At 63.3% G+C, this 20,494-nt stretch carries 14 protein-coding genes; 13 read left to right on the forward strand and 1 reads right to left on the reverse strand.

What is annotated here, in order from left to right; all coding sequences use genetic code 11:
- Window positions 1-69: 69 nt before the first annotated feature.
- The 12 genes from N5P29_RS05460 to N5P29_RS05515 all read left to right on the forward strand — a co-directional run bounded on the left by N5P29_RS05460 (window position 70) and on the right by N5P29_RS05515 (window position 17,951).
- Window positions 70-975, forward strand: a complete 906-nt coding sequence (locus N5P29_RS05460; RefSeq protein ID WP_262277631.1) for a LysR family transcriptional regulator — start codon at window positions 70-72, stop codon at window positions 973-975.
- Between the two features lie 81 nt (window positions 976-1,056).
- A complete protein-coding gene (locus N5P29_RS05465; RefSeq protein ID WP_262277632.1) occupies window positions 1,057-1,557 on the forward strand; it encodes a MarR family winged helix-turn-helix transcriptional regulator in 501 nt (166 codons plus the stop codon).
- A gap of 64 nt (window positions 1,558-1,621) precedes the next feature.
- On the forward strand, window positions 1,622-3,616 hold the full coding sequence (locus tag N5P29_RS05470) for an MDR family MFS transporter (protein WP_410007912.1): 1,995 nt from the start codon (window positions 1,622-1,624) through the stop codon (window positions 3,614-3,616).
- Between the two features lie 245 nt (window positions 3,617-3,861).
- On the forward strand, window positions 3,862-5,595 hold the full coding sequence (locus N5P29_RS05475; RefSeq protein ID WP_262277634.1) for an ABC transporter ATP-binding protein: 1,734 nt from the start codon (window positions 3,862-3,864) through the stop codon (window positions 5,593-5,595).
- Window positions 5,592-7,670 (forward strand): ABC transporter ATP-binding protein, encoded by a 2,079-nt coding sequence (locus N5P29_RS05480; protein ID WP_315973377.1) that lies wholly within the window; start codon window positions 5,592-5,594, stop codon window positions 7,668-7,670. The genes N5P29_RS05475 and N5P29_RS05480 overlap by 4 nt, the downstream gene beginning before the upstream one ends.
- 56 nt (window positions 7,671-7,726) lie before the next feature.
- Window positions 7,727-8,143, forward strand: coding sequence for an acyl-CoA thioesterase (locus tag N5P29_RS05485; RefSeq protein WP_262278510.1), 417 nt, complete (start codon window positions 7,727-7,729; stop codon window positions 8,141-8,143).
- A gap of 25 nt (window positions 8,144-8,168) precedes the next feature.
- Complete coding sequence (locus N5P29_RS05490; protein ID WP_262277635.1) at window positions 8,169-8,936, forward strand: copper homeostasis protein CutC; 768 nt, start codon at window positions 8,169-8,171, stop codon at window positions 8,934-8,936.
- 246 nt (window positions 8,937-9,182) lie between these two features.
- Entirely contained in the window at window positions 9,183-12,149 is a 2,967-nt protein-coding gene (locus N5P29_RS05495) for a glycoside hydrolase domain-containing protein (protein WP_262277636.1), read from the forward strand.
- Between the two features lies 1 nt (window position 12,150).
- Window positions 12,151-14,088 carry a DUF5107 domain-containing protein gene (locus N5P29_RS05500; RefSeq protein WP_262277637.1) on the forward strand — a complete coding sequence of 646 codons (1,938 nt, stop codon included), beginning with the start codon at window positions 12,151-12,153 and terminating at the stop codon, window positions 14,086-14,088.
- Between the two features lie 59 nt (window positions 14,089-14,147).
- Window positions 14,148-16,379 carry an McrB family protein gene (locus N5P29_RS05505; RefSeq protein ID WP_262277638.1) on the forward strand — a complete coding sequence of 744 codons (2,232 nt, stop codon included), beginning with the start codon at window positions 14,148-14,150 and terminating at the stop codon, window positions 16,377-16,379.
- Window positions 16,380-16,452: 73 nt separating this feature from the next.
- Window positions 16,453-17,661, forward strand: coding sequence for a 5-methylcytosine restriction system specificity protein McrC (locus N5P29_RS05510; protein WP_262277639.1), 1,209 nt, complete (start codon window positions 16,453-16,455; stop codon window positions 17,659-17,661).
- Between the two features lie 35 nt (window positions 17,662-17,696).
- Window positions 17,697-17,951, forward strand: a complete 255-nt coding sequence (locus N5P29_RS05515) for a PLDc N-terminal domain-containing protein (protein ID WP_144663263.1) — start codon at window positions 17,697-17,699, stop codon at window positions 17,949-17,951.
- A gap of 2 nt (window positions 17,952-17,953) precedes the next feature.
- Here the strand turns inward: N5P29_RS05515 and N5P29_RS05520 are convergent, their stop codons facing one another.
- Window positions 17,954-19,624 (reverse strand): sensor histidine kinase, encoded by a 1,671-nt coding sequence (locus N5P29_RS05520; RefSeq protein ID WP_262277640.1) that lies wholly within the window; start codon window positions 19,622-19,624, stop codon window positions 17,954-17,956.
- Window positions 19,625-19,723: 99 nt separating this feature from the next.
- Between N5P29_RS05520 and N5P29_RS05525 the strand changes: the two genes are divergently transcribed.
- Complete coding sequence (locus N5P29_RS05525) at window positions 19,724-20,467, forward strand: response regulator transcription factor (RefSeq protein WP_262277641.1); 744 nt, start codon at window positions 19,724-19,726, stop codon at window positions 20,465-20,467.
- Window positions 20,468-20,494: the final 27 nt, after the last annotated feature.

A 20,494-nucleotide genomic window follows, 5' to 3' on the forward strand; every position in this document is an offset into this window, starting at 1 on the left:
TCTCCAGTGTGGTCTGGAACACGTCACTTGTATAATCAATCAATTCAAAGAAGTTCATAAGGAGAACTGATGGGTGAGTTTACGCTTCGGCAGCTGGAGTACTTCGTGGCGGTCCTGGACCACGGCTCCCTCACCAAGGCCGCGAGCGAGAGCAACATTTCCCAGGCCGCTGCGTCCATGGCCATCGCGCAGCTGGAGAAGAACCTGGGCCTCGACCTGCTGATCCGCACGCGCGCCAAACGCGTGGAACCAACGCCGGCAGGGGTGGAACTCGGAGTGCGGGCCCGGCGCATCCTTCGTGAGGCGGCTGATCTCCAAGGCGCCCTCCAAGGATCCCATCAGGACATGCGTGGCCGGGTGGTGATCGGCTGCATGATCGCGATTTCTCCACGATTGATTCCCGAACTCATCCGGGTCTTCGCAGCGAAGTGGCCGGAGGTTGAGGTCGACTTCGTGGAGGGGAATGCGGAAGAGCTGCAACGTGCTGTGGCCGAAGGCGAGCTGGACGTCGCCTTCATCTATTCACTCCAGGCGATTCCCGGCGTCGAAATCCTCAAGGTGGCAGCATCCCGACCGCAGTTCATGCTTGCCGAGGACCATCCGTTTGCGCGGAGGGAGGCCCTGCGTTTTGCTGACCTCGCGCACGAAGATGTGGTTCTGTTCGACGTCCCGCCCAGCGCGGAGCGCGTCATTGCCATGTTCCATTCGGCGGGCATCGAACCAAAGGTGCGCTGGCGAAGCGTCGTGGCTCAAACCATCCGGGGAATTGTGGCGAGCGGGCGGGCATATTCAGTGACGAATGTGTGGCCGGGGATTGAGTCCTTGTACGCCGGTGCCCGGGTTGCGCTGGTTCCCATCGAGGACGCCCTGCCTGTGAACGAACTCGTGGCGGTGGTCCCTCCGGGCGTCAGTCGCCCGCGTCGCGTGGAAGAGGTTATCGCCGCTGCCCGGGAGTTGACGCGGCAGGAGCAGTGATCCTCGCCTGCACTCTTTTAGTTTCCCAAAGCAATCAATCTGGGGTATAGTTGCTTTAGGCAAACAAAAGGGGTGTTTTACATGTCTGTCGGTTCTGCCACAGCAACCGATCTTGTGCATCAGATTTTCGACCTCCAGCGGACTCTGCGCTGCGTGGTGACCGCCCACATGGCCCGCGTTCCCGACGTCGGAATGGCGGTGCAGGGTGTCATGCGTTTCATCGGCGAGGGGGAGACCCGCGCCACCCACCTGGCCGCACGGCTCGGGGTGAGTGCGCCGGTCCTCAGCCGCCACATCGCCGAGCTCGAGGAGCTCGGCTTCGTTGCCAGGCGGCCGGACCCGGCCGACGGCAGGGCGCAACTGCTGGCCCTGACGGAACGGGGCGCAGCGAAACTGCACGAATTCGAAGAACAACGCAGCGTGAGACTGCGCGATTACCTGGCGGATTGGAGCGAGGCTGACGCCCTCGAGGCCTCCCAGGTCATCAACAAACTCACCGAGTCCTTGAAGGACTCCATCCGGGCAACGGCGGCCGGCTCCCCCACAACAGACCAAAACAGCTTAGGAGCCCGGAATGGCTAAACCAGCAACACACAGCGCAGTTCCAGGACAGGCGGTGGACGCCGCAGCGAAGGCGGCCGCGCCCATGACCCACCGTCAGATCATGGAAGCCCTGACCGGCCTCCTCGCGGCCTTCTTCACGGCAATCCTGAGCAGCACGATCGTTGCCAACGCGCTGCCCACCATCATGTCCGAACTCAAGGGCACGCAGACCGACTTCGCCTGGGTCATTACGGCCGCGCTTTTGGCGAACGCTGCCACCACCCCCATCTGGGGCAAGCTCGCTGACCTCTTCGACAAGAAGCTCCTGGTCCAGCTGAGCATCATCATCTTCGTGGCCGGGTCGGTCATGGCCGGCCTGTCCGAGACCATCCCCCTGCTGCTGACCGCACGCGTGATCCAGGGCATCGCCATGGGTGGCCTCACGGCCCTGGCCCAGGCAATCATCGGTTCCATGATCCCGCCGCGCGACCGCGGCAAGTACTCCGGCTACATGGGTGCCGTCATGGCAGTCGGCACCGCGGGTGGACCGTTGCTGGGTGGCTTCATCGTGGACAGCCCACTCGGCTGGCGGTGGACGTTCTTCGTCTGCGTGCCCCTTGCAGTGATCGCACTGATCCTGCTCCAGATCACCTTGAAGATCCAGCACATCAAGCGTCCGGCCAAGATCGACTGGCTCGGATCCATCCTGCTGACCTCGGGCGTGAGCCTGCTCCTGATCTGGGTCTCGTTCGCCGGCAACCCGGAATACTACGACTGGGTGTCCTGGCAGTCCGCCCTCATGGTCGGTGGCGGCGTAGCCCTCCTGGCCCTCCTGGTGTTCGTGGAGACCAAGGTTGCCCAGCCGATCATTCCGCTCAAGATCATCTCCGAGCGCACCACCGCGTTGGCCATCATCGCTTCGGTCGCTGTCGGCATCGCGATGTTCGGCTCGTCCACCTTCCTGGGCCAGTACTTCCAGGTGGCCCGTGGCGCCACGCCGACCGAGGCCGGCCTGCTGACCCTCCCCATGATCGCCGGCAACCTCGTGGGTTCCGTGGCCTCGGGTGTCCTGATCAGCCGCTTCGGCAAGTGGAAGAGGTTCCTGATCGCAGGTTCGGTTCTCCTGATTGGCGGCCTTGCATTCGCCGGGACCATGGACCACACCACTGAACTGTGGATCGTGGCGATCTACACCGGCGTATTCGGCCTGGGCCTGGGTATGTTGATGCAGAACCTGGTGCTGGCCGTGCAGAACACCGTACAGGCCAAGGACATCGGAACCGCCAGTGCTTCTGTGGCGTTCTTCCGCTCCGTGGGTGGCGCAATCGGCGTCTCGGTTCTTGGTGCCGTCATGTCCAACCATGTGAAGGACCTGGCCGTCGAAGGACTGGCTGCGGCCGGCATTCCTGTCCAGGGCGGCGGCTCCGGCGCGAGCATGGACCTGGCGGACATGCCCGCACCCATCGCCGACATCATGCGTGCGGCCTATGGTGACGCCACTGCCCAGATCTTCCTGATCTCGGCCATCATCAGCGTCGTCGCCCTGCTGGCAGTGCTGTTCATCAAGGAACGCCCGTTGCGCCGCACCGTTGACGCAGCTCCGGAGAAGGAACTCGTGGCGACGGCCTCCGGTGAGGCCGGAATGTCCCTGGATACCAGTTCTCTGGACGCCGTTTCCGGTGACTCCGTGAAGAACGACGACGGCGCAAGCCGCCCCGGTGCCGGACGTCCCCTTTCCGGCGCGGACCGTACCGTGCGCCAGGAGGACACGGGATCGGATCTGGACCTTGAGTTTGCCCGGATCCTGACCCAGGAAAGGCCGAACGCCACGGCCGACGTGAAGGAAGTGCAGGAGCAACTCTCCCGTACCCAGTACGTCCTGGCCGAACAGCAGTTGCAGCTCAGCCGGGCCAACGTGGAACTGCAGGCCCGGTTGCGCGAGCAGCAGAGCATCGCGCAGCAACAGGCCGCTACGGCGGAGGAGCTGGCTGCCCTCCGCAAGGAACTCAAGCGCGAACGCAGGCAACAGGAACGGATGGCGTTGCTTCTCCTGCAGGGGGCGGAAGCCCGCCAGGAACACGGCAAGCACGCAGGCTAAAGCCCTGCAGGCCTGTCAGGGAGGGCGCCGGCTGGGAATCCAGCCGGCGCCCTCCCGTGTCCAGGCGGTGTTTTACCCCCGGGGGAGCAGCCGCGACACGGCAACTAATCCGCTGGGATGATCTTTTCCCGAAGTTGTTTCACGGTGGCAAAGGATTTCGTAGAGTGGGGAGGCTAATACTGTCAGCCCCTGCTGCAAAACTTTCTTACGTCACGTTAACGCACTCTTTCTAAGGACCCGTGGGCATGCTTGTCACCCTGATACGGCGCTACTCAAAGCCGTATTTGCCGCAGATTGTGGCCGTGCTGATTTTTCAGCTGGCGTCCACCATCGCCACGCTCTACCTCCCCAGCCTCAACGCCAAAATCATTGATGAGGGAGTTTCCCGCGGCGACACCGATTTCATCTGGCAAACCGGTGTGCTCATGCTCGGAGTTGCCTTTGGACAGGTGCTCGCCGCCATCATCGCCGTCTACTTCGGCGCCCGCGTCGCCATGGCCATCGGCCGCGACCTGCGCCGCAGCGTGTTCCGCCAGGTCAGCAGCTTTTCGGCCCAGGACGTCAACCGCTTTGGCGCCCCCACGCTGATCACCCGCGGCACCAACGATGTCCAGCAAGTTCAGATGCTGGTGCTCATGGGCCTGAACTTCATGGTTTCCACACCCATCATGTGTGTTGGCGGCATCATCATGGCACTTCGTGAGGACCTCAGCCTTTCCTGGCTCGTCTGGGTTTCTGTTCCATTGCTCGTGGCCGTGGTGGGCTACCTTGTGGTCAGGCTGATGCCCTTGTTCCGTTCCATGCAAGCCAAGATCGACGCCATCAACGGCGTACTCCGCGAGCAGATCATCGGCATCCGGGTGGTTCGCGCCTTCGTTCGTGAACCGCATGAGGCGAAGCGTTTCGGCGACGCCAACCAGGACCTCACAGCCGTATCGGTGAAGATCGGCAATCTGTTCGTCCTGATGTTCCCCGCCATCGGCATGATCCTGCACCTGTCCACCGCGGCGGTGCTCTGGTTTGGCGGCCAGCGTGTCGATTCGGGCGATATGCAGGTCGGCTCCCTGACGGCCTTCCTGCAGTATCTCCTCCAGATCCTCATGGCAGTGATGATGGGAACGTTCATGGCCATGATGATTCCCCGTGCCTCTGTGTGCGCGGACCGCATCGGCGAGGTCCTGGACGTCGAACCCTCCATCCACAACCCCTCATCTCCGGTGGTGCCGGCACAAAAGAAGGGACACGTGGAGTTCCGCGATGTCACCTTCAAGTACCCGGGTGCCGAGGCGCCTGTGTTGAGCAACATCTCCTTTACTGCCGAGCCGGGGAAGACCCTCGCCATCATCGGTTCCACCGGTGCCGGAAAGACCACCTTGGTCTCGCTGCTTCCGCGGCTCTACGATGTCGCTTCCGGTGACGTACTGCTCGACGGCGTACCGGTCACCGAAATGGATGCCTCGGAAATCACCAGCCGTGTCTCTGCCGTGCCGCAGAAGCCGTACCTGTTCTCCGGGACCATTGAGCACAACCTGCGCTTCGGCAAGCCCGATGCCACGGACGAGGAACTCTGGGACGCGCTCGAAACAGCCCAGGCGAAGGGCTTTGTGGAAGAGAAGTCCTCCGGCCTGAACCGGAGGATCGCCCAGGGCGGTACCAACGTCTCCGGCGGACAACGCCAGAGACTGTCCATCGCCAGGGCCCTGGTGACCAAGCCTAACGTCTACCTGTTTGATGACTCGTTCTCAGCACTGGATGTCGCCACCGACGCCAGGCTCCGAAAGGCCCTGAAGGCCAAGACCAAGGACGCCACGGTCATCATCGTGGCCCAGCGCGTCTCCACCATTGCCGACGCCGACGAAATCCTGGTTCTGGACAACGGTCGCATTGTCGACAGGGGAACGCATGACGAACTATTGGAAACCTCACCCACGTACCAGGAAATCGTCGAATCCCAGCTGAGCGTGGAGGAAGTGGCATGAGCGGGCAGGACCAGCAAAAGAAGCGTGGCTGGGCTGCCAAGGCCCAAGCCGCCAAGGACGCCAAGGCAACCGCTGCGGCAGAGGTCGCCACCGAAGCGTTGGATGACGACGACTTCGTTGAGGAAGAGTACGTTCCCTCCGAAGCCGATGGCGGTATGTTCGGGGACGTTCCGGCCAAGAAAGCCAAGGAATTCTGGCCTTCTGCCAAACGGCTCATGGGCCTGTTGAAGCCTGAACGGGTTGGCGTGTTCATCGTGATCGGGCTCGTGATCGTTTCGGTGGTCCTCAACGTGATCGCCCCCAAGGTTTTGGGCAGCGCCATGGACGTCATCTTCGGTGGGGTCATGGGCAAGCAGCTTCCACCGGGTGTTTCCCAGGAGCAGTTTGTCGAGCTCATGCGCCAGCAAGGCCAGGGAAACTTCGCCGACATGGTGTCCCGGATGGAACTCACCAACGGGATCAACTTCTCCAAGCTGACGTTCCTGATTTCCGTAGTGCTCCTCATGTACTTCGTGGCCAACATTTTCCTGTGGGCACAGGGTTGGTTGCTCAACAAGATCGTCATGCGGGTCATCAAGAAGCTCCGCAATGACGTGCAGGCCAAACTCAACCGGCTCCCACTGAACTACTTCGACACCCGCCAGCGCGGCGACATCCTGTCCCGTGTGACCAACGATGTCGACAACGTCCAGCAGGGCCTCCAGCAGGCATTCGCGCAACTGGTCAGTTCCGTCCTCACGGTCCTGGGCATCACCGTCATGATGTTTATCGTGTCGTGGGAGCTCGCCCTGATCGCATTGATCGCGCTGCCACTGTCCGGTGTCCTTGCCGGCGTCATCGGTGCGCGCAGCCAAAAGTTGTTCACGGCACAGTGGAAGAACACGGGAGCCCTCAACGGGCAGATCGAGGAATCCTTCTCCGGACACGACCTCGTCAAGGTCTTCGGCCGCGATGCCGACATGCTGACGCGATTCGATGAGAAGAACGAGGAACTCTACAAGGCCTCCTTCGGCGCGCAGTTTGTTTCCGGCATCATCTTCCCGGCCATGAACTTCGTTTCCTACCTGTCCTACGTGGGAATCGCCGTCGTCGGTGGTCTTCGCGTTGCCTCCGGCTCCATGAGCCTGGGCGATGCCACGGCCTTCATCCAGTACTCCCGCGAATTCACCCAGCCCCTGGGCCAGATTGCCGGCATGGCCAACATGCTGCAGTCCGGTGTTGCCTCGGCAGAGCGTGTGTTCGAGTTCCTGGACGCCGAGGAAGAGGTCGAGGAAACCGGTACTCGGCATCTTCCGGCCAAGACCGACGGCCATGTGGAGTTTGAGCATGTCTCGTTCAGCTACGTGGAGGACAAGCCACTGATCGAGGACTTGTCGTTCAGCGCCGAACCCGGCCACACCGTGGCCATCGTTGGCCCGACCGGTGCCGGCAAGACCACCCTGGTGAACCTCGTGATGCGCTTCTACGAGCTCAATTCCGGCCGGATCACGCTCGACGGTGTGGACATCAAGGACCTTACCCGTTCCGAGCTTCGGTCCAAGGTGGGCATGGTGTTGCAGGATGCGTGGCTGTTCGGCGGCACCATCTACGACAACATCAAGTACGGCAAGCTGGACGCCACCGAAGAACAGATCATGGAAGCGGCGAAGGCTACGTATGTGGACCGCTTCGTGCGTGCCATTCCGGACGGCTACCAGACGATCATCGATGAAGAAGGCAACAACGTCAGCGCCGGTGAGAAGCAGCTCATCACCATCGCCCGGGCGTTCGTGTCCGATCCCTCCTTGCTGATCCTGGACGAGGCCACAAGCTCGGTGGATACACGTACGGAGCTCCTGCTGCAGAAAGCCATGGCTGCGCTCCGTACTGATCGCACCAGCTTCGTGATTGCCCACCGTCTTTCCACCATCCGCGATGCCGATACCATCCTTGTGATGGAGAACGGCCAGATCGTGGAGCAGGGCAACCACACCCAGCTGCTCGCCCTGGAAGGCGCTTACTACCGCTTGTACATGTCCCAGTTCGCTGGGGAGGAAGAGTCTGCGGTGGATGACTCGACGGCGGTGCACAGCTGAGTACGGAATTACTGAACGAGTCGGTGGAACCCCGGCGCATTGAGGTCCTCGTGCCCATGCGCTGGGGTGACATGGACGCTTACGGACATATCAACAACGTCCAGATTGTCCGAATGCTTGAGGAGGCCCGCATCGCCGCATTCGGACCGCCGCGCGGCGCGGGGCTTCCCGGTGTGGAGCCTCCGGCTGCCCTCTTCAACGATGTTGAGGAGGGCACCATGACCCTCGTGGTGGAGCACAAGGTCCGCTATGTGCGGACTCTGGAATACCGCAACATCCCCGCGGTCGTGGAGATCTGGGTGGGTGCCATCAAGGGTGCCAGTTTCGACCTCCACTACGTCATCAAGGATCCAGTGACCCGGGAAGACTGCGTCAAGGCCACAACCCACCTGGCGTTCGTCGCCGAGGCCTCAGGACGCGTCCTGAGGCTCACGCCAGGGCAAAAGGAAAAGCTGGAAAGGTATCAGGCCTGACGGTCCCTCCACGTAGAGTTTCAGCATGAAACTCGAAATTGCTGTGGTCAGTGCTGCCGGAGTCGGCGTCGCGGCCTCGGAAGGTGCGGACCGGGTGGAGCTCTGCAGCAGCCTGGAACTCGGCGGCGTCACGCCAAGCCAGGGACTGCTCGAAGCGGGCTTGGAGCACGCGGACGGGCGGTTGGAGATTTATCCGCTGGTCCGGTGCAGGCCCGGTGACTTCCTGTACTCGGCATCGGATGTCGACACCATGGTCCACGAAATCCGGCACTTGCTGTCCCAGGGCGCCCACGGTGTGGTGGTTGGAGCATTGACGCCATCGGGCGATGTGGACGTTCGTACGGTTCGTAGGCTGCTGGAGACTGCCCGTGAATCAAACCCCGACGCGGAAGTGACCTTCCACCGTGCGATCGACCAATCCCGGGACCCTCTGGCTGCGCTGGATCGACTCCTGGAACTGGGCTTCACGCGGGTCCTCACCTCCGGTCATGCACCAACGGCAGGTGCGGGCCTAGCAACGCTTGCCGGCATGGTGGAACGTGCTGGAGGGGATCTGGAGATCATGGCTGGTGGGGGACTGTCCTTGGCGGACATCCCGGCCATGCATGCCGCCGGGTTGTCCGCGGTCCACTTGTCGGCCAAAAAGACGATCTCCACGCTCAGCCAAGGAACGATTTCCCTGGGCACCCAGGACGGCAGCGATCCCACGGCCTACACCGTCACCGACCGGGAGATTGTGCGCGAAGCCAAGGCGAAGCTGAATGCCGTGAACCGCGCCGGCCAAGAGAGCTGACAGTGTCCCGGTTGTCCAGGCTGGGAGCCGAAAATGGCAGTGAGTGCGCATCGTAATGACTCTTTACAGGGGGCACACCTGGGCCAATGATTGAAGGATTCACCAACTCGGTGGAACGCCCCACTGCAACCTTCAGGAGTCCCAGCGATGCCGCTGCCCTCGCCGGTTTCACCGGCCCTCGTTTCCCCGCCAACCACCTCTCGAACCAACGTCATTGCTGGGGGCCATCCGGAGCTGGAATGCGCTGTGGCAACTTGGGATAAATTCCTTTATGGGAACCACCGGTTCGTGGTCCAGGTTCATCCCACCAGGACCCTCCACAGGACTGCCGCCCACCGCGTGGTCCTGCCGTGGCGACGGCAGGACGCCGATCCCGCGTCCGTCGAGATCATCGTTGTCTCGGAGGCCACCGGATCACGGGTTCGCAACGTGGTGGTCGAAGAGGCCGGCAGGGAGTCCGGGACACTGGTGTTCGAAGCCGTGGACGGCCCCGGCATCTACTTCGTCTACTACCTGCCTTACGCCATGCTGGGCAAGCCCCACTATCCCCAGGCGCAGTACCTCCCGCGACGTCCGGCCGCAGACCCGGCCTGGGCGGCCGCCGTCGGACCTTCGGTGTGGGCGCAGACTGGGACTGCTGAACTGCCCCGGGCCACGGTCCTTCGATACGAGGCCGCGAGCCGCCGCGACTCCTTCGCGCCCATGAACTTCACCGCCCGTGCCGGGGAATTGGAGCAGCTGCACCTGGACCATGCCGGGGAGCCCTTCCTGCTGTTTCAAGAAGACCGTCTGAACCCGATTTCCATGCGTTCGGAGCTTCCGGCCCACTGGGTGATCAACGGCCCGTCGTCCAACTTCCACGGGTCCGCGCAGGCGGGGGAGGACTACGTCGTCCAACTCGGTCTCTATGCGCAGGAAGACATCGATGACATCAGAGTGGAGGTGTCGGGCATGGAAGGGCACTGCATCACTACCGACGGCGTGGACCGCCATGGCCGGCCGTGGTCCAGAAGGAGCGTGTTGGCGGTCGCGGCACATACAGTGCAGGCACTGTATGTCGTTCTTCCGGTACCTGCAGACGCCGCGGGAACCACGCTCTCAGCGACGGTAGCAGTCACCGCAGCAAGCGCCTCCACCCAGGAGCACCAGCAGCTGGTCAAGGTCTCCCTGGACGTGGCACCGGACAGCGGCCCGGAAATCCTCGCGGGGGGCTTCGGGGATCCGCGCTTCTTGCGGCGGCTGGCGTGGCTGGATTCCAGCGTGGCCCAGGACGCGGAGCTCGTGGCACCCTTCACGGCCATCACGTTGGATGAGCCGAACAGGACTTTGGGAATCCTCGGCAGGACCCTGCAGTTGTCCGGCTCAGGCCTTCCGGCTCAGGTGACGTCCACCTTCACGGGAACGAACACCGCAACGGATGGTCCCGGCGTCGAGCTTTTTGACATCCCTATGAGGTTCGACGTGGGGGACCTCCACTGGGACTATTCGCCGCTTACTTTCACCGTGGAGGGGCCGGCAAGGGTCAGTTGGCGGTGCCGGTGGACAGGCCACCACGGCAGCCAGTCTGCATCACGCCTGGAACTGACAGGCGTCCTCGACGCCGACGGCGCGGTGCAGTTCTCGCTGCAACTGACGTCGGACGCGCCTGTGGAAGTGCACGACGTCGGCCTGCAGCTTGGGTTTCATGAGGCAACAGTGCCGTTCGCCATGGGCCTGGGCATCGCCGGTGGCCGGCGACCCGAAAGCATCGACTGGACCTGGGACGTTGCGGACAGGAATCAGGACGCACTATGGCTGGGCGGGGTGAACGCCGGAGTCCAGCTGGCACTGCGGGACGAGCACTACGAACGCCCGCTCAACACCAACTTCTACAAGGAGAAACCACTGGTGGAGCCGGTGTCGTGGGCCAACCGCCAGGCAGGGGAAGGAGTGGTTCGTGGTGGTGTGGGCCTGCGGACCGGCGAGAGTAAGGTGACGGTGCGCGCCTACAGTGGCGCCCGGACCCTGCAGCCCGCCCAGCCGCTCCATTTCGATTTCAGGCTCCTGCTGACGCCGTTCAAGGTGATCGAACCCGGCAAGCACCTGTCCAAGCGCTATTTCCATGAGCCTGCCGAGCCTTCGCACATCAAAGCAGCCGGAGCCACTGTGGTGAACATCCACCACGCCACGGCCCCCGCTCCGTACATCAACGACCCCCTGTTGACGGGGGACACGCTCCGGGCGTACATCGCTAAATGCCACGAGCACGGGCTCAAAGCCAAGGTCTACAACACAGTGCGTGAACTCACCTTCCACAGCCCCGAACTGCTTCCATTGCTGCAGCTGGACCATGAGATTTTCAGCGACGGGCCAGGCAAGGGCCACATGTGGCTGCAGGAGCACGCAGGCAGCGGCTACGTCTCGGCGTGGTTCGCCCCCAATGTGGACGACATCGCCGTGGTCACCACGGGCGAGTCCCGCTGGGAGAACTTCTACGTGCGCAGCCTGGCTGAACTTGCCAAGGGGGAGGACGGCATTGACGGCATCTACCTGGATGACATTGCCTATGACCGCCATGCCATGCTGCGGGTCCGCAAAGTCCTGGAGAGAGCCTGCCTGGACCGGGGGGCCGAGGGGCCGGAAATAGACCTCCATTCCGCCAACCAATTCACGGCCCACGACGGGTACGCTTCTTCGGCAAACCTGTACATGGAGCAGTTGCCCTATGTGGACCGGCTGTGGCTGGGGGAGTACTTCGACTACCACGGCACAGGCCCGGACTATTGGCTGGTGGAACTGTCCGGGATCCCGTTCGGCCTCATGGGCGAGATGCTCGAAGGCGGCGGCAATCCCTGGCGCGGCATGGTGTTCGGCATGACGGGCAGGGCACCGGCCGTGGACAACCGTGCCTTGTGGGAGTTCTGGGCACAGCATGGGCTCGAGCAAGCGCAGATGCATGGCTTCTGGGATCCCCAGGCGCCGGTGAGGAGCAACCATCCCGATGTCCTGGCCACCACGTGGATTTCCGGGGACAAGGCAGTGGTGGCGTTGGCTTCCTGGGCCGAGGAGACTGTGCACGTGAGCTTGAATTTCGACGCCGGATCGGCCCACCTCGCGTCCCTGCCCATCGAGGCCCCGGCGATCCGTGGCTTCCAATCCGCAGCGAGCCATGGGCCCGCCGAAACAATGACCATCGAGCCGCAGCGCGGCGTCCTCTTGACGATCGGATTCTGACGTGCCAAGCACCGCAACCTCCACCCTTACCGTCACCACCATCGCCCTGACCATGGCCGAACTCGGTCCGCTGAACCCGCTTCCCGTTGTCGCAGCCGAACTCGACCAGCCCTACACCGTGGGAGACGGCGTGCCGGAGGCACTCCAGGCCTCGACCCGCTATGGAGTCGTGCCGAACGTGTACCCGTACCTCATGCAGGACGGCTACAGCCGCGACGCCGCACCCAGGGAGGTGCCCGCCGTCGTGCTTGAAAACAGCAAGCTCAAGGTGACGGTCCTGCCGTCGCTGGGTGGCCGTATCTGGGAGATCTTCGACAAGGCGACCGGCAAGCAGCTCCTGCACACCCACGATGCCCCGCAGCTGGCCAACATCGCACTGCGAAAGGCCTGGTTCGCCGGCGGTTTGGAGTGGAATATCGGCACCCGGGGACACTCGCCCACCAGTTGCGACCCCCTGCACGCGGCGATCGTGCACACTCCGGATGGCAAACACGTCCTGCGCATGTGGGAGTACGAGCGGCTCCGTGAGGTGGTGTTCCAGGTGGACATCTGGCTGCCCGCGGATTCTCCCGTGGTGTTCGCTGCGGTCCGGATCCGGAACCCGAACGACCACGATGTACCGATGTACTGGTGGAGCAATGCCGCCATCCCGGAAACGGACCAAACCCGTGTGATCGCGCCGGCCCACGAAGCGTACGGCAGCGACTACGCTACGGACATCACCCGCGTCCGTCCCACCACCCATGAGGGCCGTGACGGCACGTGGCTGGTCAACAACCCGCACGCGGCGGACTTCTTCTTCGACATCGACCCCTCCGAACGGCGTTGGGTGGTGGCAGCGGACGACGACGGCGACGGACTGACCATGTTGTCCACAGGGCTCCTGCGGGGAAAGAAGCTCTTCGTGTGGGGCCAGGGCCAAGGCGGCAAACGCTGGCAGGAATGGCTGAGCCCCGGCGCAGGTCCTTATGCGGAAATCCAGGCCGGTTTGGCGCAGACCCAGTTTGAGCATTTGCTGATGCCTGCGGGCGCGCAGTGGGCGTGGGTGGAGGCGTATGGCAACGGACATTTGGACGCCGGCGCCTCGCACGGGACGGACTGGGACGCTGCGGTTACCCACGCCGGGGAGCGCTTGGAGGACCTCCTGCCGCATGACGAACTTGAGGCCATGCTCCCTGCAGCGATCAGCAACGCCGACGTGCCGCCGTCGAAAATGCTGTTGCAAGGAAGCGGATGGGGCGTCGTGGAACGGACCCGGCGCCGACGCCTTGGCCGAAAGTGGGTGGATGAGAGCGGAACACCGTTCGTGGACGAAAGCATCACAGCTGATCAGGAACCTTGGCTTGGGCTGCTGAAGGGACAAACGTTCGACGGCGCCCCCGGTTACGTTGCGGGAGTCGACTGGGAGGAGTTGCTCGCAGCACAGGACAGTCCTGAGGCGCTCTTCCACCTGGCCACCATGCGGCATGCCAGGCAGGACCTGGCAGGTGCAAAGGAAGGTTATCTGAAGGTCCTGGAGGCCAAGGGCGTCCGGCGTCGGACCCGGGCTTTGGCGCAACGCGGACTGGGCTTGGCCTTGCTGGCGGCGGGGAAGGATGAGGAAGGCCTTGCCGAACTTCGGACGGGTGTCGAAACCGATTCGACTGCCACTGCCTTGCTGCTGGAAGCGGTGACGCTGAGCATCCGGCACGGCGACCCCGTCATGGCGCTGGACCTGGTGGAGTCGGCACCCAGCGGGGGACCCGCCGTCGGACGCTTGCGGTTCCTTAGGGCGCTGGCGCTCGCCAGGGGCGGGCACGGAGCCGAGGCCGCAGCGATCCTGCGTGAGGGCGTCGAGGTTCCCGATCTCCGTGAGGGAGAGGATGCCATCGCGGCACTCTGGCAGGAAGTGTGCCCGGAGGAGCCGGTGCCTGCGGCCTACCAATTCGGGATGCACTAGCACGGAAAGCTTGTGGATATCCAGATGCTTGGCTAAACCAAACAAGGTAAGTTGGCAGGGTGATTCCCTCCTTGAAACCTGCCATTGACCGCGCCCCCGGAGTCTCCAAAGAGATCGAGGACGCAGCTTGGTATGTGCTCGGTCCGGCGCTTCACGGCAAACCCTCGGCGCTGGACGGCCGGACACTGACCTGGACTGCGGATGCTGCTGCCGAGCTGCTGGAAAGGCTCGAGCGCGGCGTTGAGGATTCCAAGGCGCCTATGATGACCAACCTGCGGCAAAACCTCGAAGGTGCCTCACGGGAAGCGAAACTGCTGGCCGTGGAATTGCTGTTCCTGCAGTCGTTGCCGCTGGCCCACGAGGTCAAGTCGCTCAGGGTCAAACGCGCCCGCGTGGCCGAGGCAGCGTCCTGGGTTGAACCGCCCGTTGAGCTCCCGGAAGAGCTGTACCAGGGCATGACGGACCACGGTGTGATCCGTGACCGCACAGCAGAGTTCAACTGGACCATCTGGGACCACCTGAAGTGGCTGTGCCGCTTTGTTGCCCACGTGGACAGCCAGAGCACGGAGACCATCAACCGGGCGCTGAGCGACCCGCACGCCTTTCATGAACTCGCAGCCGCAACACCGGAAGACCAGCCGGCCCTGCGCCGGAGCATTGAGTACTTGGTATGGCCGAGCTACTTCGAGCCGGTGGTGGCCGATGTGGAACGCCGCGAAATCCGGGACGCCTTTGCCTCGTTGGTCGGTGGCGCCAAGGGTGACACGGACGAGGACATCACGGCCGACATTCACCGCATCCGCCTGCACCTGGACGAGCAAGCCGGGCAGCGGATCGACTGGTATGCCCGCCAGTTGGTCAGCCAATGGCGCAAGGTGGGGGATCCGGGGCGCCGGTCATGGCTGCTGCGCACCCACCACGACAACGCGGAACTGCTCGCCTCCTGGGTTGCCGAGGAAAAGGCCACCCTTGATGTCCAGCACCTCCGTACTCTGACGGCCGGAGTCACCGCCGGGGTAGTGCAGCACGCCGTGGACGAGGACTATAAACACCTCGGCTATGTGGAACGTGAAGACACCAAAACGGCCGTGTTCGCCTTCCTCACAGTCATGAAACCGGGTGACCTCACGCTGTACCAGCACGCTGGCCGGGTACGTGTGGGAGTAGTCCTTGGCGAGCCCGAGCACGACGAGGACAACCGGCGCATCCGCCGCAAGGTCCGCTGGTTCGATGACAGCTACGCCATTCCCGAACTGCCCCGCCACGCCCAGCGGCAGCTGTCCACCCCAGGCATCCTGGTGGACGTCACCAGGGTCATCCAAGCTCTTCAGGAACTACTCCCCGTTGAGGCAGAAACCGACGGTGAGGACGAAGCGCCGCCGACGGTCGCCGTCGAGGTCGTCCAGCAGGGGTTCCGTCCCCTCACGGAAGAATTCGCGGCTTCGCTGCACATGGACCTGGAGCCGCTTCAGGAGATCGCGGAACTGCTGGAAGAGAACCGCCAGCTGGTGCTCTACGGCCCTCCGGGTACAGGCAAGACCTACCTCGCCAAGCACTTGGCTGCAGAGCTTGCCGGCGACCACACGGACGAACGCGTGAAGCTTGTCCAGTTCCATCCTTCGTACGCCTACGAGGACTTCTTTGAGGGGTACCGGCCCGACAAGACCGACGACGGCCAGGTCTCCTTCAAGCTCGTGGCCGGACCGCTGCGACGGCTCGCGGAGGAAGCGGCCAAGCCGGAGAACGCCCACAAGCCGTACTTCCTGATCATCGACGAAATGAACCGCGCCAACCTGGCCAAGGTCTTCGGTGAGCTGTACTTCCTGCTGGAGTACCGGGATGACCGCATCTACCTGCAGTACAGCCCGAATGAGCCCTTCAGCCTGCCGGACAACCTGTACATCATTGGCACCATGAACACCGCTGACCGCTCCATCGCCATGATGGACGCGGCCATCCGGCGCCGCTTCGCGTTCATCGAGTTGCACCCGAAAGTTGAACCGGTGCGCGGTTCGCTGCGCCGGTTCCTGGAAGCCCGCGGCTTGGACACGCTGAACGCGGACCTGCTGGACGCCCTCAACGATGCAATCGACGACTGGGACCGGGACCTCATGATCGGACCGTCGTACTTCATGAAGAACGCGGCACAGAACCCCACCGGCCTGCGCCGTATCTGGAAGTACGAACTCATGCCGCTGCTGGAGGAGCACTACCACGGGCAACTGAACCGAGCCCAGCTGGAAGAGCGCTTCGGCCTGGACCAGTTGCTGGGACGTCTTGGCGACCGCTAGCGCCATCCCCCCAAGGCCGGCAAGGGCACCGGCCAGTGCCAGGAAACCCATCACCGGGCCCCGGCATATCGTCATGGACGAGCTCTCCGGTGGGGTGGTGGAGAAGCTTGATCCCGAATCCGCTGCGTTCGTCAACACCAGTGGGCTGGCCAAAGCCTCGCCCATGGGCATGGGGCTGTACCGCATCGAGCCGGCCGGCAAGGTGGGCTCCGTGCGGACGGCCACCATCCAATTGGAGGTCCGGCCCAAGGACCGGCTGGGCCTGAACCGTCTGCTGTTCCTGCTCAGCTATGCCGGCGAGCAAGGCTTCCGGGACCACTCCGTGGAAGCCGTGGAGCACCCGGACCTGTGGAGCGCGCTCGCCGAATCCCTGGCCCAGCTGGCGGACAAGGCCCTCAGCCGTGGAGTCCTCCAGGGTTACCTCAACGTGGAGGAATCGTTGCGGACCGTTAAGGGCCGGATCCGCATCTCGGACCAGATCTCCCGGCGCCCCGGAATGTTGGTGCCGCTGGAGGTCTCCTACGACGAATTTACCGAGGACATCGCCGAAAACCGCATCCTCCGAGCCGCCTTGGAACGCATGGGACAGGTTCCGGGGGTCCGGCCCGACGTCTTGAGCCGCCTGCGGCAGCTCAAGGGAAAGCTCGACGCCGTCACCCGCCTCCAGCCCGGTGCGCCGCTGCCGCCGTGGCGGGCCAGCCGCATGAATCTTCGCTTCCACGCCGCGCTTCGCCTGGCTGAAGTCATCCTGCGCAACGGCTCCGCGGAGGCAGGCCAAGGCAAACAGCGCACGGCATCGTTCGTGGTGGACATGGCGCAGGTGTTCGAAGAGTTCGTGGGGACTGCCCTCCGGAGCGCCATGAGCGCTTATCCGGGGGAGATGCGCCTCCAGTACGGCGCACTCCTCAACGAAGCCGTCCGCGATTCCGACCGTTTGACCGTCCGGCCCGATGCCGTCCATTTCCTCGGTGGCCGTCCCGTGGTGGTCTACGACTCCAAATACAAGGCAGCGTCCGACGCCGGAGCCTCCCTCAGCGCGGACCACTACCAGTTGTTGGCCTACTGCACGGCCCTGCGGGTTCCCACGGCCTGGCTGGTTTATGCAGGAGCCGGGGAAGTGAAACTGCGGCGCATCCTGAACACCGACATCGATATCGTCGAGTACCCGCTGGACCTGTCCCGGCCGCCGTCGGAAATCCTGGCCGCCGTGGCTGACCTCGCGGAACAGTCCTGGGGCGAGGTCGTCCGCCAGGCTGTGGCGGGACGGTCGGCGTCGGACTAGCCTGAGAAGTACACCGTTCGCCGATAGGAGGCACTATGGCCGGCAAGAAGTCGTGGCGGGATATGAGCAAGGGGCAGCGCGTATCCGTGGTGCTCAGTGGCGCAGTCAACCTGGCGTTGCTGGTTGCCGCCCAGCGCAGCCTCGGCCGGACTCCCGATTCACAAATCCGGGGCAAGAAGGCGCTGTGGCGTGCGGCGTCGTTCATCAACTTCTTTGGCCCGGTCAGCTACTTCCTGTTCGGCCGGCGTCGCGAATCCGGGCTGGTAGGCGGGACACCCGCCACGCGGTAGGGTTACGCGGGCATCTTCACGGTGAAGGTGGTTCCCTGTCCCGGCACGCTTTCCAGGGTGATGGTTCCGCCGTGGGCCTCGACGATGGCTTTGCTGATGGGCAGGCCCAACCCGACTCCGGGTATGGCACTCTTGCGCACGCTCCCGGCGCGGAAGAATTTGGTGAAGGCCTCAGCCTGTTCTTCTTCGCTCATGCCCATGCCAGTGTCGCTGACCCGGCAGAAGATAAAGTCGTCGTCCTCCCAGGCGGCGACTTCAACATCGCCGCCGTCGGGGGAGTATTTGATGGCATTGGAGACCAGGTTGTCCAGCACCTGGGCCAGCCGGGAAGAGTCCACGCGGGCTTCGAGGGCGTCGGGAAGGTCCATCGAGAGCTTGATGCCGGCTTTTGCTGCCCGCGGTTCGGCAGAGGTGACGCTGCCTCGAACGAGTTCCGCAACGTCTGCCGTGTGCCGTTGAATGACGATTTGGCCTGACCGCACAGCCAACAGGTCGGACACCAGGGTGAGCAGCCGCTCCGCATTCCGCTTGACGATGTCGAGCTGTTTGCGGGAATGGCTGTCCAAAGTGTTGGCGTCGTCCAGGATCAGTTCGACGTAGCCCAGGATGGACGTCAGCGGAGTGCGGAACTCGTGGGAGACGTTGGCAACGAACTCGTCTTTGGCTGCCAGCGCGTTCACGAGGTCGGTGACGTCGCTGAAAACCACCACGGAGCCGGCGAACTTGCCGTCGTCGTCGAGCATGGGGCGGGCGCTGGTGGTAAAGGCCCGCTGCTCGGGGCCGGTGCCAAGCCACACCAATTGGTCGGTGAAGCGTTCGCCCAGGACAGCCCGCCGTACCGGCCGCCGATCCGGAGGCAGGGGCGTTGTCCTGTCCGTGTCGAAGACCAACAGCTCCGACTCATTGGGATCCGCGTTGTCCGAAGGGGTGGCCAAAGCGTGGCTCTGGCGCTGGCGGCGGTTCATGAGGATGTCGTGCCCGTCGCCGTCGACCGCCACCACGCCCAGGGGCAGGGCCTCCATGACCGTGTTCAGCAAGCGTTCCTGCTTGGTGCTGATGTCCAGGGCTTCCTTCAATGCCTCATCTTTTTGCTCCAGGGCGCGCTGCTGACGGACCATGCTCAACGTCAGGACGCTCACTGAGACACCGATGCCCAGGATCAGGATCGGGAAGAGAAGGGGTTTTGTGAGGGCCTGCTCGCTGACCTGGTCATGTACGAACACCGGGATCCAGACAATACCGAGCGGACCCAAAAAGGACAGTGCTATTGCCAGTCGCGGGTACAGCCCGGAAGCACACAACCAGATGACAGGCAACACCACCAGCACACTGAGGCCCGTGAGCGCTTCCTGTCCTCCTTCGCGGCCGAATCCGATGGACACCATGTCCAGGATCGGGATGGCGAGGAAGCTGGCAAAAGGCAACCTGTGCCAAGGAATCGCGATGCACAGGGCCAACAGGAGGGCCTGGCTTAGCAGGAAGACCAGGAACAGCGGGTTCTCAAGGGTGGCGGGGAAAAACAGCCACACCAGAATGGCCGAGATACAGACACACACCGATAACGGCAATTGGCTGAGGACAACCCGCATCCGCAGGGTATGTTCATGGAACGAGCGCTGAAAAACCAGCAATTTCTTCTTTTCACCAATATCCCACGCTGAGGGTTGGGTCATGGCACAACCACCACGTGTGCGGAAGAAATTCGGTTCATGAGATCAGCCTAACCATAACGGATATACTTCTGAGGTTATCGAAGGGGCTGAGGGGCAGCGATGAGTGAAGTACGTGTGGGGCTGGTTATTGAAGATGACCAGGATATTCGCGAATTGGTGCGGGTTGTACTTTCCCAGGCAGGGTTTGACGTCCACACAGCGTCTACGGGTACGGCAGGCGTGACCTCTGCCCGCGAATTGAATCCGGACGTTATCACCCTGGACCTTGGCCTTCCCGACATTGACGGCTTCGAGGTCGCACGGCAGATCCGCAAGTCCTCGGACGCGTACATCATCATGCTCACGGCCCGTGCCGAGGAACTCGATACGCTCATGGGCTTGGAAGCCGGTGGCGACGATTACCTCACCAAGCCGTTCCGGCCGCGCGAGTTGCGCGCCCGCGTGGAGGCAATGATGCGGAGGCCGCGGTCGTCGTCGGACGTCAAGAGCGCGCCGGAACCAGCTGATCCCGAGCTGGTGCACAACGGCCTGGCCGTTTCCGCCGGTTCCCGCACCGCCACCCTGAACGGCAGCGAGCTGAAGCTCACGCGTACGGAGTTCGACCTCCTGCTGGCGCTGTTGGAAACCGGGCGGATCGTGCGGACCAAGGCCGACCTCGCCCGTCGCTTGCGCAACGAACCGTACGACGTCGGCAGTTACGTCAGTGATGCGGACGAACGCGCCGTTGAGGTGCACATGGGCAACCTGCGCAAGAAGCTCGGCGACAGCATCCAAAACCCGCGCTGGCTGGAAACTGTCCGCGGCGTCGGCTACAGGCTCGCGCCGGCCGCAAGCAACAACTAACTCCCACCCAACTGGGTAACAGCAAAC

Source organism: Paenarthrobacter sp. JL.01a, assembly GCF_025452095.1.
Taxonomy (GTDB): domain Bacteria; phylum Actinomycetota; class Actinomycetes; order Actinomycetales; family Micrococcaceae; genus Arthrobacter.

Excerpts from the sequence above, each read along its gene's own strand:
- N5P29_RS05460 (WP_262277631.1), top strand. The coding sequence starts at position 70 with ATGGGTGAGTTTACGCTTCGGCAGCTGGAGTACTTCGTGGCGGTCCTG.
- N5P29_RS05465 (WP_262277632.1), top strand. The coding sequence starts at position 1,057 with ATGTCTGTCGGTTCTGCCACAGCAACCGATCTTGTGCATCAGATTTTC.
- N5P29_RS05470 (WP_410007912.1), top strand. The coding sequence starts at position 1,622 with ATGACCCACCGTCAGATCATGGAAGCCCTGACCGGCCTCCTCGCGGCC.
- N5P29_RS05475 (WP_262277634.1), top strand. The coding sequence starts at position 3,862 with ATGCTTGTCACCCTGATACGGCGCTACTCAAAGCCGTATTTGCCGCAG.
- N5P29_RS05480 (WP_315973377.1), top strand. The coding sequence starts at position 5,592 with ATGAGCGGGCAGGACCAGCAAAAGAAGCGTGGCTGGGCTGCCAAGGCC.
- N5P29_RS05485 (WP_262278510.1), top strand. The coding sequence starts at position 7,727 with ATGCGCTGGGGTGACATGGACGCTTACGGACATATCAACAACGTCCAG.
- N5P29_RS05490 (WP_262277635.1), top strand. The coding sequence starts at position 8,169 with ATGAAACTCGAAATTGCTGTGGTCAGTGCTGCCGGAGTCGGCGTCGCG.
- N5P29_RS05510 (WP_262277639.1), top strand. The coding sequence starts at position 16,453 with ATGGACGAGCTCTCCGGTGGGGTGGTGGAGAAGCTTGATCCCGAATCC.
- N5P29_RS05515 (WP_144663263.1), top strand. The coding sequence starts at position 17,697 with ATGGCCGGCAAGAAGTCGTGGCGGGATATGAGCAAGGGGCAGCGCGTA.
- N5P29_RS05520 (WP_262277640.1), bottom strand. The coding sequence starts at position 19,624 with ATGACCCAACCCTCAGCGTGGGATATTGGTGAAAAGAAGAAATTGCTG.
- N5P29_RS05525 (WP_262277641.1), top strand. The coding sequence starts at position 19,724 with ATGAGTGAAGTACGTGTGGGGCTGGTTATTGAAGATGACCAGGATATT.